General features: G+C 25.7%; 17 protein-coding genes. 6 read left to right on the top strand and 11 right to left on the bottom strand.

What is annotated here, in order from left to right; genetic code table 4:
- Nucleotides 1–60: 60 nt before the first annotated feature.
- Genes SLITO_RS01295 through SLITO_RS01270 form a run of 6 tightly spaced genes read right to left on the bottom strand, consistent with a single transcriptional unit; the run spans nt 61 to nt 5,606 of the window.
- Nucleotides 61–1,476, bottom strand: a complete 1,416-nt coding sequence (locus SLITO_RS01295; protein ID WP_075057990.1) for an NADP-dependent glyceraldehyde-3-phosphate dehydrogenase — start codon at nt 1,474–1,476, stop codon at nt 61–63.
- Between the two features lie 5 nt (nt 1,477–1,481).
- Nucleotides 1,482–2,261, bottom strand: coding sequence for a TrmH family RNA methyltransferase (locus SLITO_RS01290; protein ID WP_075057989.1), 780 nt, complete (start codon nt 2,259–2,261; stop codon nt 1,482–1,484).
- Entirely contained in the window at nt 2,262–3,401 is a 1,140-nt protein-coding gene (locus SLITO_RS01285; protein WP_075057988.1) for a hypothetical protein, read from the bottom strand.
- Nucleotides 3,402–3,418: 17 nt separating this feature from the next.
- A complete protein-coding gene (locus SLITO_RS01280) occupies nt 3,419–3,922 on the bottom strand; it encodes a dUTP diphosphatase (RefSeq protein ID WP_075057987.1) in 504 nt (167 codons plus the stop codon).
- Between the two features lie 52 nt (nt 3,923–3,974).
- Nucleotides 3,975–5,255: a glucose-6-phosphate isomerase gene (locus SLITO_RS01275; protein ID WP_075057986.1), complete on the bottom strand. Its 1,281-nt coding sequence runs from the start codon at nt 5,253–5,255 to the stop codon at nt 3,975–3,977.
- Nucleotides 5,256–5,285: 30 nt separating this feature from the next.
- Entirely contained in the window at nt 5,286–5,606 is a 321-nt protein-coding gene (locus SLITO_RS01270; protein WP_075057985.1) for a S1 RNA-binding domain-containing protein, read from the bottom strand.
- A gap of 89 nt (nt 5,607–5,695) precedes the next feature.
- Between SLITO_RS01270 and SLITO_RS01265 the strand changes: the two genes are divergently transcribed.
- On the top strand, nt 5,696–5,932 hold the full coding sequence (locus SLITO_RS01265) for a NifU family protein (RefSeq protein WP_075057984.1): 237 nt from the start codon (nt 5,696–5,698) through the stop codon (nt 5,930–5,932).
- Nucleotides 5,933–5,958: 26 nt separating this feature from the next.
- Nucleotides 5,959–6,405, top strand: a complete 447-nt coding sequence (locus SLITO_RS01260; RefSeq protein ID WP_075057983.1) for a hypothetical protein — start codon at nt 5,959–5,961, stop codon at nt 6,403–6,405.
- Between the two features lie 61 nt (nt 6,406–6,466).
- Here the strand turns inward: SLITO_RS01260 and sufB are convergent, their stop codons facing one another.
- From sufB to sufC, 5 genes are read right to left on the bottom strand one after another with little or no spacing between them, the layout of a single operon-like run.
- On the bottom strand, nt 6,467–7,879 hold the full coding sequence (gene sufB / locus SLITO_RS01255) for a Fe-S cluster assembly protein SufB (protein WP_075057982.1): 1,413 nt from the start codon (nt 7,877–7,879) through the stop codon (nt 6,467–6,469).
- A 2-nt stretch (nt 7,880–7,881) separates the two neighbouring features.
- Complete coding sequence (locus SLITO_RS01250) at nt 7,882–8,316, bottom strand: iron-sulfur cluster assembly scaffold protein (RefSeq protein ID WP_075057981.1); 435 nt, start codon at nt 8,314–8,316, stop codon at nt 7,882–7,884.
- Between the two features lie 8 nt (nt 8,317–8,324).
- A complete protein-coding gene (locus tag SLITO_RS01245) occupies nt 8,325–9,539 on the bottom strand; it encodes a cysteine desulfurase (protein WP_075057980.1) in 1,215 nt (404 codons plus the stop codon).
- The gene (locus tag SLITO_RS01240) at nt 9,539–10,315 is read right to left on the bottom strand and encodes a SufB/SufD family protein (protein WP_075057979.1); all 777 of its coding nucleotides are present in this window, start codon (nt 10,313–10,315) and stop codon (nt 9,539–9,541) included. Before SLITO_RS01240 ends, SLITO_RS01245 begins: the two co-directional genes overlap by 1 nt.
- Nucleotides 10,299–11,054 carry a Fe-S cluster assembly ATPase SufC gene (gene sufC / locus SLITO_RS01235; RefSeq protein WP_075057978.1) on the bottom strand — a complete coding sequence of 252 codons (756 nt, stop codon included), beginning with the start codon at nt 11,052–11,054 and terminating at the stop codon, nt 10,299–10,301. Before sufC ends, SLITO_RS01240 begins: the two co-directional genes overlap by 17 nt.
- Before the next feature lie 144 nt (nt 11,055–11,198).
- Between sufC and SLITO_RS01230 the strand changes: the two genes are divergently transcribed.
- From SLITO_RS01230 to SLITO_RS01220, 4 genes are all read left to right on the top strand, one after another.
- Nucleotides 11,199–13,484: a lipoprotein gene (locus SLITO_RS01230; RefSeq protein ID WP_075057977.1), complete on the top strand. Its 2,286-nt coding sequence runs from the start codon at nt 11,199–11,201 to the stop codon at nt 13,482–13,484.
- The gene (locus SLITO_RS01225; protein ID WP_075057976.1) at nt 13,484–15,301 is read left to right on the top strand and encodes a lipoprotein; all 1,818 of its coding nucleotides are present in this window, start codon (nt 13,484–13,486) and stop codon (nt 15,299–15,301) included. The genes SLITO_RS01230 and SLITO_RS01225 overlap by 1 nt, the downstream gene beginning before the upstream one ends.
- 91 nt (nt 15,302–15,392) lie before the next feature.
- Nucleotides 15,393–15,698, top strand: coding sequence for a hypothetical protein (locus SLITO_RS05800; protein WP_083433330.1), 306 nt, complete (start codon nt 15,393–15,395; stop codon nt 15,696–15,698).
- A gap of 34 nt (nt 15,699–15,732) precedes the next feature.
- Nucleotides 15,733–16,554, top strand: a complete 822-nt coding sequence (locus SLITO_RS01220; RefSeq protein ID WP_083433329.1) for an IS3 family transposase — start codon at nt 15,733–15,735, stop codon at nt 16,552–16,554.
- The last annotated feature ends 1 nt before the right edge of the window (nt 16,555 follow it).

The following is a 16,555-nucleotide window of genomic DNA, read 5'->3' as shown; positions in this document are numbered from 1 at the left end:
GTCTATTTTATCATATTTCATTTTAAAATCAAAACTAAAAACAAAATGTAATCTTATATGCTAATAATTAATAACTATTCCAGAATATCTAGTCATACTTAACAATGATTCTCTAACTCCTTGGACACCTTGACCAGAATCTTTAATACCTAGAAAAGGAAAACAATCTGGCCCTCTTTGTGATTTTCCATTTATATTTACTGTTCCTGCTTTTATTTTTTTTGCTACATTAATTGCGTTTGAAATATCACTACAAAAAACACTTGCTTGTAATCCAAATTCAGAATCATTAGCAATTTTTATCATTTCATTTAAATCATCAATTCTAATAATTGGCAATACTGGACCGAAAGGTTCTTCTCAGGCAACTCTCATGTCTAAAGTAACATTGTCTATCAAAGTTGGGTAGACCAAATTATTTTCAAATTTATTTCCACATAAAACTTTTGCTTTTTTTGACACAGAGTCATCAATTAACCCTTTTATAAAATCAGCAGATTTTTGATCAATAACTGGTGTTATTGCTTTATTTTCATATGGAGAACCTACAGTTAGACTCTCAATTTGAGATTTTAGCATTGGCACAAGTTTATCAGCAATTTTATTTGTTGTAATAACTCTTTTTATTGCTGTGCATCTTTGCCCTGAGTAGCCAAATGCACCGTCAACAATTTGTTTAGATCAATTCTCTAATTTACTATCATCTAAAACTAATGCCGGGTCTTTACCACCTAGTTCAAGAACCAAATCCTTTGTACTTGCTTTTTCTTTTATATTTTTTCCAATTGGAACACTTCCTGTAAAAGATATCATATCAATTTCTTTATTTGAAGTAATTATATCTCCAATTTCTCGACCTCTTCCTGTAACAACATTAAATATTCCTTTTGGGAATTTTGCTTCAATAGATAATTTCCCAATATATGCACCAACTAAACTTCCTGCAGTAGCAGGTTTAAAAACTACGGTATTACCCATTACAAGAGCTGGTATGATTTTTGCAAGCGCTAAATTAAATGGATAATTAAATGGCGAAATCGCTAAAACAACACCTTTAGCAACTCTTGAAAAAATTCCTATTTTATTTTTTGCGCCAATTCCTTCACCAGTTAAGGCTAGTGGCTCCATTCTTTTTGCTTCTTCCAAAGTATATTCAATTAGTTCAATAGTTCTTTCAACTTCTGTTAAAGATTCTTTTAGATTTTTTGATATCTCACTTGTCATTATTTTTGCTATTTCATTTTTATTTTTTTCAATCAGATTCTTAAAATCATTCATTAATTTAATTCTTGTAATTAAATCAACATTTTCTCAATTTTCTTGTGCGTTTCTTGCAAACATAAATGCTTTCTCAATATCTTCAGGTTTTAAAGCTGTTACTTTACCTGCAACTTCGTTATTATATGGGTCATAAATTTCAAGCCAATTGCCATTATCTATAAATTCACCATTTATTAATGCTTTATAATTAATCATTTTATTTACCTCAAATCATTCTTTTGATAGTATAGTTCTTTCATAATAATCGAACCTGCTACCGCAACATTTAAACTTTCAACATCTTTTTCCATTTTAATTATAATATTTTTATCAAAATATTTAACTAAATTATCTTTTATGCCACTTCCTTCATTTCCAAGAACTAAGGCATATTTTTTATGGGAGTCATTTTTATTGTTATTTTTTTCATTATTATTGTTATTGTTATTTTTTAAATAACTACCAACAATAAAATATCCTTTATTTTTTAAATTTATTATATCTTTTTCAATATCATTTGAAGAAATTAGATTTAATTGAAAATGGTTAGATTGTGTAGCCCTTAATACTTTTTCATTATAAAAAGATACTGAATTATCCGAAGAAATAATATTTTTAAAACCAAAAGCAGAAGCTGACCTTAATATTGTCCCCATGTTACCAGGATTCTGTACATCATCTAATACTAAGCAATCAAAGTTGGATTCCAAATTAGAATTTTCTATACCGCAAACTGCAAATACCCCTTGATGATTAATTAATGATGTAATTTTTTTAGCAATATTATCATTTATTAATATTAATTCTTTAAAATTTTTATATTTATCTAAATATTTTTTATCTGAAATTAATATTAATTCGGCTTTTTTCAAATAAACTGCTAAATCAATCATTTTTTCACCTTCAATTAAATATTGACTATTTTTTTTAATATTTACAGATTTTTTTAATAGTACAATTTTTTTAATTAACTCATTAGTAGTAGAGTCGATTTTCTTCATTTACTCTGTATATGAAAAACCAATTTCATATAATTTATTTTCGGGTTTTTCATACTCCTTTCCTTTATATTTTGGATTTTTTGTTGGATAACCGTATATATTCACAGCTTTTCTAGGTTTATCAATCATTTTTGCTTGCAACGCAATAAGCGGGGACACCCTTTCACCTTTTGCTCTTTTTTGTTTTGCTTCATCCATTAAATCTTCATAATCTTTTTTATTTTGATTTTTTACACAAATTCTAACTTTATTTTTACTATATCAATCAACAATTTTTTTATATTCTTCATATGTAAATTTTTTTGGCTCATCAGAAGTTACAAACCTATTTTTATCTTTTATTCAATCTACCACAAAATCTCTTCAATAAATGTTTCCGGTTCTTCCAGAAGTTGCTAAATTTTTTGCTTTTGAAATCGCATCTTCAATATAATCATATCCATAGCCAATGAAAGCACCACCAACTCAAAGATTTGTAAACCTTACCTTTGAAGGGTCAAATAATTCATCAAAGCAAACTGTGACTACTCAAAATCTTTTATCAATATTATTTTTATAAATTTCAAAACCAAATTTAGATTCTTTTAAAACAACTCCTGTTTTTGAAGATTTAATAACCTTTTCTTTAAATTCAGATTTAATTATTTTTATTTCATTCTCAGTTAGATTTAAGCGATGATCTTCTCTTAAGGTACGCATTTTAGTTCTTGTATCTTGATGTAATAATTTATTGCTTACAGACCCTCTATTTCTAAGATGATTTACAATATTTAATTCTGAGTTTGGATCAGGCATTACAACCTTCGATTTGTTATCATCACTGTCCGTTTTCTCTTCAAGAGCCTTATTTGCTTTTTGTTTTAAACTATTTATTAAACTTTTTGCAGATGAAATATTTTTAAATAAATCTGCATTGTCTTTATCGTTTAAGTCAATATCTTTTTCTACTACATTAATTTTTGAATCGTTTTTTAATTCATCACTACCAATTTTAGTAGTTTCATATGACATAGAGCCAGTTAATTCAATTGTTTGCAAATTATTGTCATAATTAAAGTCATCTTTATTAAGTGAAGGCATTTTTGGATCACTTGGGTCCTTAGGCTTATATTTATATATTTCTTTTTTTGATGTATCCATAAATACCTCCTTATTTTCTAGTAATTGTTGTCTTGTCTTTTAAAGTTTGTTTCATTTTTTTTATTATATGAATTCAAAACATCATCAGATGAAAAATCTAATATATTCATACAATTCATAAAAGTATTTAATAATGAAGAATAGTTTTTATGACTTCTAAAACCTTGAAAACTCATAATTGATTTATACATTTCTATGCTTCAATAATTAATATCTTTTTTATCTCAAGCATTATATTTGTAATTTGAAAAGTTAAAAACAATGTCATTTCCAATACTTATAATAAAATGTAAAGAGTCAACAAATTCTTCTAAAACAATACTTTTATCACTTGATGGTTTATTAGATCAATATTTAAAAGCTCTACACTCATTAATAAATTCTGAAATTTCTACAATAAGTGCAATAATCTTGTTATTATCAATTTCTTCATTCAATGATAGTTTTTTTGAAGTCATAATGTATTCATCTAATTCTTCTTGTTTTTTACTTAAATATAATAAATCTTTTATTTCTAACATAATTACCTCTTAATATGATTTTAAATAAAAAAAGCAATAATAATTGCTTTTTTTAAAATCCTGGTTTTTTTAATAACTTAAACATGTTTTTTTTATAAACTTCTACTCCGGGTTGATCAAATGGATTTATATCTAAAAGATAACCACTAATTGCACAAGATCTCATAAACCAATAAATTGAATAACCGAACATCTCAGCATCCATCTTATCAAATTCTAAAATTATATTTGGAACTTGACCTGTATTAACGTGAGCTTCAATAACCCCCTTTAAAGCGGTTTGGTTAATTTCATGAAAAGATTTGCTTGTAAGATAATTTAATCCATCTAAATCTTCATCATCTTTTGGAACGTTTAAATCATAACTTGGTTTTTTAACATCAATAATTGTTTCAAACAAAACATTTTTTGTTCCATCTTGAATGAATTGGCCTAAAGAGTGTAAGTCTGTTGAAAATATACAACTTGAAGGAAGTAAACCTTTATTATCTTTACCTTCTGATTCCCCAAATAGTTGTTTTCATCATTCTGTGTACATTTGCATTTGCATTTCATAACTTACTAAAACTTCAGTTTTATAATCATATTTTGTATTTAACAAATATCTTGCAACAGCATATTTATATGCTTCATTATTAATATCTTTCAAATCCTTAAAAGCTTTTTGAGAACCTTTCATTAGTAAGTCTGTGTCAACACCTGCTACCATTAAAGGAAATAAACCTACCGGTGTAAAAACTGAAAATCTACCACCAATATCATCTGGTATTACAAATGTTTCATATCCTTCATTTAATGACAATTTCTTCAATGCACCTTTAGATTTATCTGTAACTGCAACTATTCTTTTTTTAGCAATTTCCTTACCTTTTTTTTCAATTAGTTTTTTTTGAAAAACTCTAAATGAAATTCCAGGTTCAGTAGTTGTACCTGATTTTGATGCATTAACAATTGCAAACTCTTTGTTTTCTACATAGTCAAGAACTTGCTTAATATAACTTGAAGAAATTGTATTACCAACATATATTAATTGGACTTTATCATTTGGTAATAATCCTCTTATCATATTATCTGCAGCTCTTGTTCCAAGATAACTTCCACCAATTCCTACAACAAGCAATACATCAATATCTTTTCTAAGTCGAGAAGCAATTTGTTTCATTTTTGAATATTCTTCTTTATCGTAGTCATTTGGTCAATTAATTCAACCTAAAAAATCTGAACCTAATCCTTTTTTATCTATAAGTTTATTTTCTAAATCTTTTAAAATGCTTTTATCAAAGTCTAAAATTTCTTTTTCAAATCCAAGAAAAGTTAAGTTAGTTTTTATCATTTATTTCTCCTATATTTTTAATTTATATAACTATTTTACGCTCTTTTTAAGATTATCAAACCCATTTGTTGTCTCTTTTATTTTTGAATTTTCAATTTTTAATAATTCTGGTCTTATTGATTTGTAACTTAGCTTCACCTGATTTTTATCCTTTGAAAAGTCAATTACTTCTACTTCGTATTCTTTTCCAGTTTCTAAAAACTCAGAAATACTTTTTACATAAAAATCTGATATTTCTGAAATATGAATCAATCCTTTAATTGTTTCATCATTATCAATTATTTCGCAAAATGCTCCATAATTAACAATTGCTGTTACTTTAGCAATAATTTTTTGTCCTTTTTCTACCATTTTGTTGCTCTCCTAACAATAAAATTATAAACTTAAATTATATTAATTTTACTTACAAATAATATTTTTTTTAAAAATTGGGGGTTGCATTGGAAAATAATATAGAAAAAAAACTTATAGAAGTACTAGATCAACTTAAAGTATATATAAATCAAGATGGTGGAGACATGGAGTTTGTTGCATTAAAGGACAAAATTGTATATATTAGATTAAAAGGTAACTGCGTTGGTTGTGGACTAACTGATATTACCTTTAAAGAAGGAGTAGAATCGATATTAATTGAAGAATTCCCTTATGATATTGAGGGAGTAGAAATTGTATTATAATTTTTATAAGAGAAAGGATTTAAAATATGGATACATCTACAAAAATAGCTCTTGCGTCTTGTATATTTATAGGATCAAATACAATAATCACATTTTTAACACTTGTAATTCTTCCTGTATTTGTAAAAAAATATAATGACAAAAAACAAAGAACGGATGCTGGTGAAAGAGAATTAATTGATGCTTTTGATAAATACTTTTCAGATGAATATTCAAAAAATAATCTTGAATGATATATAGCCGAGGTTAGATCAATAATATTAAAATTTCAAGTATCTCACATAAAATGTCTAAATTGTAAAAGAAGTTATAAAACTGATGAATATATGGATTATTTTGTCAGTGCAAAGAAAAAACTACCTGAAGTTAATAACTTCTCATTAAAATCTTCAAAATTAATGTGAAAAAACGAAATGTCAGTTATATATTGTAAAAAATGTGATGGCGCTAAAAAAGTTGTTGAAAATTTATAAAATAGAAATTTATATAAAAAATTTAATATATAAAAAAACCATACATTTTTTGTATGGTTTTTTAACCCACAGATCCCTCCATATCCATTTTAATTAATTGGTTTAGTTCAACTGCATATTCAAGTGGTAATTCCTTTGTAAAAGGTTCTAAGAAGCCCATAACTATGATTTCTAATGCTTGTTGCTCACTCAAACCTCTAGACATTAAATAAAACAATTGTTCTTCACTAACTTTAGATACTGTTGCTTCATGCTCAATTTGAGATTTATTATTATGAACCTTATTTTGTGGAATTGTGTCTGAATGAGATTGATTATCTAAAATTAGAGTATCACACTCAACTCTAGCTTTTGAATTTATCGCATTTGGTCCAATATAAGCAAGCCCTCTATAATTTGCAGTACCTCCTTGGAACGTTATTGATTTAGAGATTATTTTAGATTTTGTTTCCTTACCTAAATGTATCATTTTACTTCCCGCATCTTGATAGACACCTTTTTTTGCAACAGCAATAGATATAGTATCGCCTTGAGATCTATCACCCTTTAATATACATGAAGGATATTTCATATTTATTTTAGAACCAATGTTTCCATCAATCCATTCCATTCTTCCATCTTCTTCAACTAAACTTCTTTTTGTAACAAGATTTAGTACGTTGTCGCTTCAATTTTGTACGGTTGTGTATCTAACTTTAGACCTTTTACCAATGAATATTTCAACAATGGCAGCATGTAAATTGTTTTTTGAATAAATTGGTGCTGTACAACCTTCTATGTAATGTAATTCAGCATCATCTTCAACAACTATCAAAGTTCTTTCAAACTGTCCTGATAATTGATAGTTAATTCTAAAATATGCTTGCAATGGTTTTGAAAGTTTTATTCCACTTGGAACATAAATAAAAGTTCCTCCGCTTCATACTGCAGAATTAAGAGCAGCATACTTATTATCATTATTTTTAACAATCATTCCAAAATATTTTTTAAAAATTTCCGGATATTTTCTAAGTGCTGTATCACAGTCAGTAAAAATAACTCCTTGTTTTTCTAATTCTTTATTTAAATTTTCATAAACTGGTTTTGCATCTCATTGTGCATTTATACCTAATAAAAATTCTTTTTCGGCTTCTGGTATTCCTAATCTTTCAAAAGTTTTTTTAATATTTGTCGGGACATCATCTCAATCATTTGAAATTTTATTGTCCCCTTCTGTGTAGTAATAATAATCATCAAAATTTATAAAATTTAGGTCGGGACCAAAATTAGGTTGAGGAAAGTCATTAAATATTTTTAAACTTTTAAGTCTATAATCAAGCATCCATTCTGGCTCATTTTTATGTCTTGAAATTTGTTTGATTATTTCTTCGTTTATACCCTTTTCCACTTTAAAAGAAGAAACTTCTCCTTCGTTAAAACCGTATTTATAATTTGAAATTTCTTTAATTTCTTTTTCTTGTTTCAATTTTTTCATACTTAAACCTCATTTAATATAATTTTTTTAAATCCATCAGCTGCCAATAAAGCGCAATTAATTCTATTTCCTTGCTTATAAATATCTGAAAATACAATTAATTCATCTAGAATGTTTTCATCACATTCTCCTGTTGTTATTAATTTGTGATAATTTTCTAAATATTTTAATGCTTCTTTTTTATTTTTATTTTTTAAACCATTACATAAAATATCTGAAGCTGCTGTTGCAATAGCACAAGCATTACCATCAAACCTTGAATCTTCAATACAATCTAAATCAAATAACAATTGAACATTAATTTCATCACTACAAGTAGGTGAATCTTGTAATTTTATTATTGCTTCTTTATTATTTAATAAGTTTTTATTTTCAGGTGCTGTATAATGTTCCATAATTATTTGTCTTAACATAATTTTATCGTTTTTATCAATCATATATCTCCTTATATAATTTCATCAATTCAACTATCTGAATCATTTAAAGCTAAAACAAAATTATCAATATCTTCTTTTGTGTTATAAATTGAGAAACTTGCTCTAATAGTAGAATTTGTATTCAGTAATTTGTTTACAAGCCTTGAACAATGCTTTCCAACCCTTACTGATATGTTGTACTTCTTATTTAAAAATGAACCAAAGTCTTGAGCATTTACATTTTTTAAATTGAAAACTAGTATGGGTTCATCATTATCAATATTATAAAAATCAAACTTTTTATATAAATTAGCATTCACTTTACTTCTCAAATATCTTTTCAATTCTTTTGAATGATTAATAATATTATCAATGCCAATTTTATTAATTATGTCCAAACATTTATTAAAAGCATAGATTGCACTTAGATTAAGTGTACCACTTTCAAATTTATCTGGAATATTCGCTAATCTATAATCATTTCTGGTTATATCAATATTATTACCCCCACCATAAACAATTGGGTTCATTAAATTCAATATTTCTTCTTTTGCTCATAAAACTCCTAAACCAAAAGGACCAAACATTTTATGAGTCGAAAAAGCAACACAGTCAACTCCTCATTTAGATACATCAATTTTATTATGAATTACTGATTGAGCTAAATCTAAAATAACAATTATATTTTTATTAAAGCTTTTTATTATTTTAATAATATTTTCAACGTTATTTCTAATTCCGATGGTATTTGAATTTAATGCAAAACTAACTACTTTTACGTTTTTGTTAAGTGTTTTGATTAATTCAGATTCGTCTATTGAAAAATCTTCATTTAATTTTAAATAATTTATTTTAAGATTAAGTTCTTTAGAAAGAACTATTCATGGCAAAAGATTAGAAGCATGCTCAAGTTCAGTTAATAATATTTCATCTGCAGAATTGAATACATTTTTAATTCCAAAAACAATTTGATTTAAAGAATATGTCGTACCACTTGTAAAAATAATTTCTTTTTCACTTGGTGCATTAATAAAATTTTTTATTTTTAATCTTGTTTCTTTTAACATTTCATTTGATAAATACGCATTTTTAAATAAGTTATTATGTGTATTAGCAGCATAAATTAAATCATATTCTGATTGTGCTTTTATTACTTCATCGAATTTAATTGAAGTAGCGGCAGAGTCAAAATAAATTTCCTTTTGGTTATTTTTAAAATAAGTAAAATAACTTTTGTAGTTCATTAAATCATTTCCTTTAAAATACTTGATAGCATATTTTTCTGATCATCACTAATCATAGTATTAATTATTGGTTCAAAATAACCATTAATAATTAATTGGTGCGCGGTTTTTTCATCTAGACCTCTTGATTTTAAATAAAATATTTGATCTGGGTCTAACATACCAATTGCATTTGCATGACTTGCTATTATATCATTTTCATCTATTAGTAAAACTGGGTCTGAATTTGCACTGGCTTTTTCATCTAATAAAAGCAATCTTAACTCTTGATGCGCTTCTGATCCTGATGATCCCTTTATAATATTGCTTGAACACCTTATGAAACCCTTAGAAGTGTCTTTTAAAACATAATAAACTTTTACATTAGAATAAGTATTTCTATATTTATGTTCAATATTTAATACAGAAATTTTATTAAGGTTTTTATTAGCTATTGTTGAACTATAATATTCAACACCAGAGTTTTCTCCATTTAAGTTAACCACGATATTTTCATCAGAATTATAATTAGTTACATTTGCAATATAAAGATCGATGAATGAATTATTATTTAAATTAAAAATAATTTTATATTTTGAATTTTCTTCATTATCTGAATTATAAAAAATAATAGTAACATTAGTTTTCACAGCATCATTTATGTTAAAAGTAATATCGCTATTTAAGTTTTTTATGAAAAGTAAATAATTTGTGTCTTCATTTAATTCTATGTTACTAGGTATATCATCATTTAAATTAATAATTTTTGTATTTTCTATATTATTTAGAACTTTCATTATTTAATTCCTTAATTCAAGAATAACCCTGACTATTTACTTTCTCCACTAATTCATCATTTCCACTTATTACAATTTTGCCATTAATAATCACATGAGCATGGGTTGGTATAACTTTTTTAAAAAATCTGTCGTAATGAGATACCAACACTAAAGCGCTTTCACTTAAATCTATTGAGTTTAAGTTTTTTGCAACCACTTCTAAAGCATCAACATCAAGACCAGAATCAATTTCATCAATTAAACTAAAAATTGGTTTCAATAGTTTTAACTGAAGTATTTCATTTTTCTTTTTCTCTCCTCCACTGAAACCATCATTAACAAATCTTTTCAACAAATGCAGGTCAAAATCAAGTTCTTCAGCTTGACTTTTAATGTCTTTGTATATTTCTTGAAGTTTCATTTTTTTCTCGCTGTGAGCATTTACAATATACTTTAAAAACTCTAAGTTAGTAACTCCTGGAATAACTTGTGGGTTTTGCATAGCTAAAAATAAGCCTAATTTACTTCTTTCATCAACTGACAAATCTAAGATAGATTCACCATCTACTAAAATATCTCCTGATGTAATTTCGTATTTTGGATGCCCCATGATTGACATTAATAATGTAGATTTACCATTACCATTTGGCCCCATTAAAGCATGGATTTCTCCTGATTTTACTGTTAAATTTATTCCTTTAAGAATTTCTTTATCTTCTATTTTTACAAATAAATTTTTTACTTCTAATTTATGCATATTTACTTCCTTTGTATTATTAATTATATTTAAATAGTAAAAAAAATAAACAATTATATTTAAATAATTAAATTTAAATAATATAATATTTAGTCATTTTTTTTATTATAATAATCTTGATAAAAAATTCAAGGAGTGAATAATTTGAAAAAATTACTGACACTGTTAACAAGTGTTTCGTTAGTAGCAACTACTTCACAAATAGTAGTTGCATGTACTTCTAAATATGACCAAAGTGATGCCGATGGTAATTCAATTTTGGTCCATTTTTTAGAAAAATTAGATGGTAAAGCAGAAATTGGTGCTAATGATATTTTAGATAAACTAATTAATGTTTCATCAGGAGTAAAAAATAGAGAAAAATTCTCTATAGATTTACTTAAAATGATTAATTTGTCTTTATTAGCAAATGCAGAATCAAATTATAGTGAAGGTTCAGATAAAAAAGCTGAGTATAACTTAAACAAAGAACACCCTTACTATATAAATGGTTTAGAAAAAATATTAGTAGATAGATGAAAAACTTTATCAGCTGATGTTGACAGACAAATTCAAAATGAAAAAGACAAATATAAAAATGATTATGCTGGAAAATGAGAAAACGAATGAAATAGTATGCTTGTAAATAAATTTAGTGTTTATCAAAAAGACACTAAAGATATGGATAGAGACTTTTTAGAAAAAAAATACAAAGCAGACATATTAATGAATGATTCAAGTAACAATGTTTCAAAAATATTAATAGATATTTTATTAAACACAGATCAACAAGGTGTTACTTGAGTTTCTAGAACAACAGTTCAAGAAAAATATCGTAACTTAAAAGCTGCTGGGGATGATGAAAATAAAGTTAACTCAATATTGGCTTCTGATCAAAAAATGTTGAATCAAATATACAACTCAAGTAGAAAATCAAGCGATGAATGAACTGCTTCAAAATATGGATTTGAATTTAAAGATTGAAAAGAAGTTCAAAATGAAGTTAAAAAAGTTGAAGACATTAAAACAGATGTGCCTTTAGATTTAACTAACTTCACAGTTACCGATGCTGCTTCAAGAAAAGGCTTTATAAGTAATTCACAAAGATTTTTCATGGATAAATGATACACAAATCAAGCTCCCCTTGCTTTAAGCGAGATAACTATCCCTTTTGCAGATGAACATAAATTTGAAGACGGAATTTCATTAAAAAGTTTTGAAAGTACAACATATGATAAATATCAAAAAGATATTATAAAGTTATTAAAATCTTTACAAAATAGTAATCAAGAAACTATTGAATTAAAGGCTGATAACGATACTTCTAATTCAACTTGAAGAAAAATAATGTCTGAAGGTTCTCTTTCAAATACAATTAATGGGAAAGCTACTGTTAAAAAATATGATAAATTATTAACACTTTCAAATAGTTCTGATTTTACACAAGATATTAGAACAGCTGTTTACGATTATGTTCTTAACAAAAATGCAAAAGAGAAAAACTTTGCAGAGTTAAAAGCATTGAAACTTGACGAAAATGACGTAAAAACTTTAGGTACTGCAATTGAGAATATATCAAGAAAAAGTGGTTCAGACTCTAGCAAATTTTATGGTGAATTAAATGATGGACGTCTATTATTAATTGACACATCAGGATTACATATTATAAATATTGACGGGTATAACTATTTATCAAATGATACAGAACCAAAAGATTTAGAAACAAATAAAGGAATCGAAAGCGGAACAATAAATAACAATACTCGTAAAGAGTTGGAAGCATTTAAAGATTTTCATAAACTAACAAATAATGAAAAAATTGCATATATCCAATCTGGAATTGATGATACAAAATACTATGATAAATTAAATACACATATTAATAACAATTATTTAAAATATCTTGCAAATACTTCTTTAATAAAAGGTATTGATGGAGCCGCTACTTCATTTGATTTAATGGAAGAAGTAAAAGAATGAGTTAAAGTAGAATCTTCAACTGATATTTCAAAATATAGTTGATCATCTTCTATCTTTGATTATTTCAAAATTATCAGCACTAATAATCCAAAACAAGAAGATTTCGTTAAACAATTTGTTGTATTTAACTCAGAAGATGAAGTTGGAAAATCATTAGAGAATAGATTTAATACTATGTTAAATACTTTACAATCTATAATCGATTCAGCTCCACCAAACGCTTTTATTAATGAATTCAATAAAAGAAATGAAGAAATCTTGAAGCAATCAGATAAATCAGATTACCCAAAAAAAACAATAAAAAACGATCAAGTTTTTAATGATAATTTGAAATCAATTGCTAATAAAGTATTTTGAAAACCTGGTGATAAAAAAGCAGAAAAGGTCAAAATGGTTAGTTTTTCACTAAAAAATGATTTTGTGAATAATTATTTTAATAACATGGGTAAAGTGATTAGAGGTGATGAATAATGAAAAAATTAATAGGTTTATTAGCAACTTTTAGTATTATCGCTTCTTCATCATCTATAGTTGTTTCTTGTGATAAAGATAATTCTTGGGATGTTAGACCAGATAAAGCTAGATTAAATCCTGACCTTGCTAAAAAACTTCTTGCAAGTATCTCAGGCGATGCTGCTATTGCGAATATGGATTTTGGGGCATTCTTTAGCTCAGATCAAGTTACAAAAATTGTTGTAAATATGATAAATGAATTAATATCAGTTCAATATTCATTTGATTCATCAAATAAAATGATTAGTGATCTTGGTTGACAACAAAAATGAGAAAAAGATGATAAAGGCGGTTTAGAAGAAAGTTTTAAAAATTCTTACGAATCTAACACTCGTTCTATTGCTCAAGATAATTTATTCTTAGAATATACAAAAGCTTTAAGTAATAATGAAAATTTTGATTTTAATACTCAAGCAAAATATTTATATGATTTAAACATTGTAAATGAAACAACTGTTGAGTTAATAGATGGTTCAACTGTAAAAATTAATCCAATCGATAAGGAAAATAAATACGAAAATGTAGTTTTCTTTAAAAGTCAAAATCGTGAAAATAAAGACGAAAAATTTAAAGTTTGAAAATATTCAGGTGAAAAAATAAAAAATTATGATGATCAAGATCAAGTATCACATATGCCAAATATTATTGACTTAACTGACGAGTATTCAGCAGAAAGTTCAGGTACAAAAACTGAATTTGCTTTAGATAAAGATGGTAAGGAAAAAATTAGTGCAAAAACTGCATTATATTTAAGATTCCAACAATACTTTGAATCAAAATTACTTGAAGATATTAATGAAAATCTTTTAACAAAATCATTTTTAGATGCAAATATGTTTAAAGTTAAGCAAAACGATAGTGAAAAAGGAATTTATTTAAATACTGCATCACCTATTTTTTCAAAAACTCAATCTTGAAGTAATAATACTAATGAAAAGTTGAAAACAAATGTTAAAATGGTTTGATCTGTTAAGTATGATAATACAAAAAAAGATCTAAACTTGGAAACTGAATTAAAAAGTAAGTTAAAAGATTTAATTGATTTAGCAACAGGTGAATTAAAGTCTGATAAAAGTATTAAAGATATTATAAAAGAACTTAACAATCTTAATGCAGGTCCATCTTCAAAAGCAGATTACACTCCATATAAAGACGATAAGACTTCATATGATCCATATTTCGGTCAAGGTGGATTTAAAGGGTTTACAATATATAACAATGGTACTTCAATTGGTGATTCACCAATTTCTGGGGCAAATTTTGAAACTGCAATTAAAGATTGAAATCATGGACCTGGTGTAGTATTTAAAAGTCCGGAAAAATATTCATTTACTGATAAAGATAATGGTAACTTAGAAGAAATAGTAATTGTTTTACCAGTTTATATGGTAGAGTTACTAGGTGGTTCAAGTAATGACACTAAGGACATTTATAAATATAAAGGTAAAGGTTCAGAAGACGAAAAAACAATTAGTCTTGGTAAATCATCAAGTAATAATGATGAGTTTAAAGAAATATGAAATAGAGATATTAATAAATCATTGCACTCAAAAGATATCCAGGAACTAATTAATTCTGAAAATGATAAATCAGGTGTTAAAAGAAATTCAATATTAAATCAATTAAAATATTTAGTATCTAAAGATTCAGTCTCAACTGAATTAGCTAAAACTTCACTTTATTCATTATATCTTGATAAAGATTTAGTTTATTATGCAGGTCTATATAATGAAATTGGTAAATATATTAAAACAGAAGATGATAAGGACGACTAAAAAAAACCTATTTATTTGAACATCTAAAATAAAATCGACAGTAAAAAAGTACTTTTATTGTTAAAATTTTATTGAAAGGTGTTCTTTTTATATGGCAAAACAATGAACAAAAAATGAAAAACTTAATATAATTAATGAATCAAAAAAAAATGGTATTTTAAATGCGGCATTAAAGTTTGATATTAGTACTAGCACAATTAAAAGATGAAAATCAGAGGTAAAAGTTAAAGGTGAAGGCGCTCTTGAATGAGGTAGCGGAAACCAGGCAAAAGGAAATATTAAAAAATTTAAATCTCATGATTGAATTTTTAAAGAACCTGATGATATGTGCATTGAAGATTTAAGAGAAACTTTGAAACTGGAGAGCTTTAAAAAAGCATTTACTGAAGACAACTAAGGAAAAGTACTTCGCCATTTTTAATGTTAAAAAAATGTTTTCTTTGAAATTATCTTGTTTATATTTAAAAATTTCAAGGTATGAATATTTAAAATGACTCAAAAATGGAAAACCAAAATATAAAAATTATAATAAAATTTTAGCAATTAAGATAAGATGTCTTTTTTACTTGTTTAAAAAAAGATATGGCTATAATATGATAACTTTGTTTTTAAACAAATACTTTAAAAAAAGTTTAAAACCTTGAGTTGTTTATAGATATATGAAAATAATGAGTTTAAAAGCAGTGAAGAAAAAGAAAGTTCCAAACTATGATAAATCAGGTCCATTAAGATTTGAAAATTTACTAAATAGAAACTTTAAATCTAAAAACATAAATGAAAAATGAGTAACAGATGTAACTTACATAAAAAGTATTAATGGAAATGTATATTTATCTGTTATAAAGGATTTGTTCAATTCAGAAATTATTGATTGAAAGTTATCAGTTAGTTCTAATAATATATTATGTCATACAAATTTAATTAGCGCTATTAAAAAAAGAGGTGCACCAAAGATAATCCACTCAGATCAAGGATCACCATATACAAATGAAACTTGAGAAAGATTATGTAAAAATAATAATATAAATATTTCTATGTCAAGAAGAGGAAACTCCCCAGATAATGGTGCGTGTGAGTCTTTTTTTGGGACTTTTAAAAATGAATGTATATATACATATAAAGTAAAAGAACTACATTATTCAAATATTTATAAAATTATCTCACACTATATAGAGTTTTATAATTATGTTAGACCTTCTCTAAAGCATAAAAAAACTCCATACGAAATTTGTATGGAGAAAGTATCTTTTTAAT

Origin of the sequence: Spiroplasma litorale (genome assembly GCF_001267155.1) — a bacterium.
GTDB classification, from domain to species: domain Bacteria; phylum Bacillota_I; class Bacilli_A; order Mycoplasmatales; family Mycoplasmataceae; genus Spiroplasma_A; species Spiroplasma_A litorale.
This window is presented reverse-complemented; position numbering and strand designations above follow the sequence as displayed.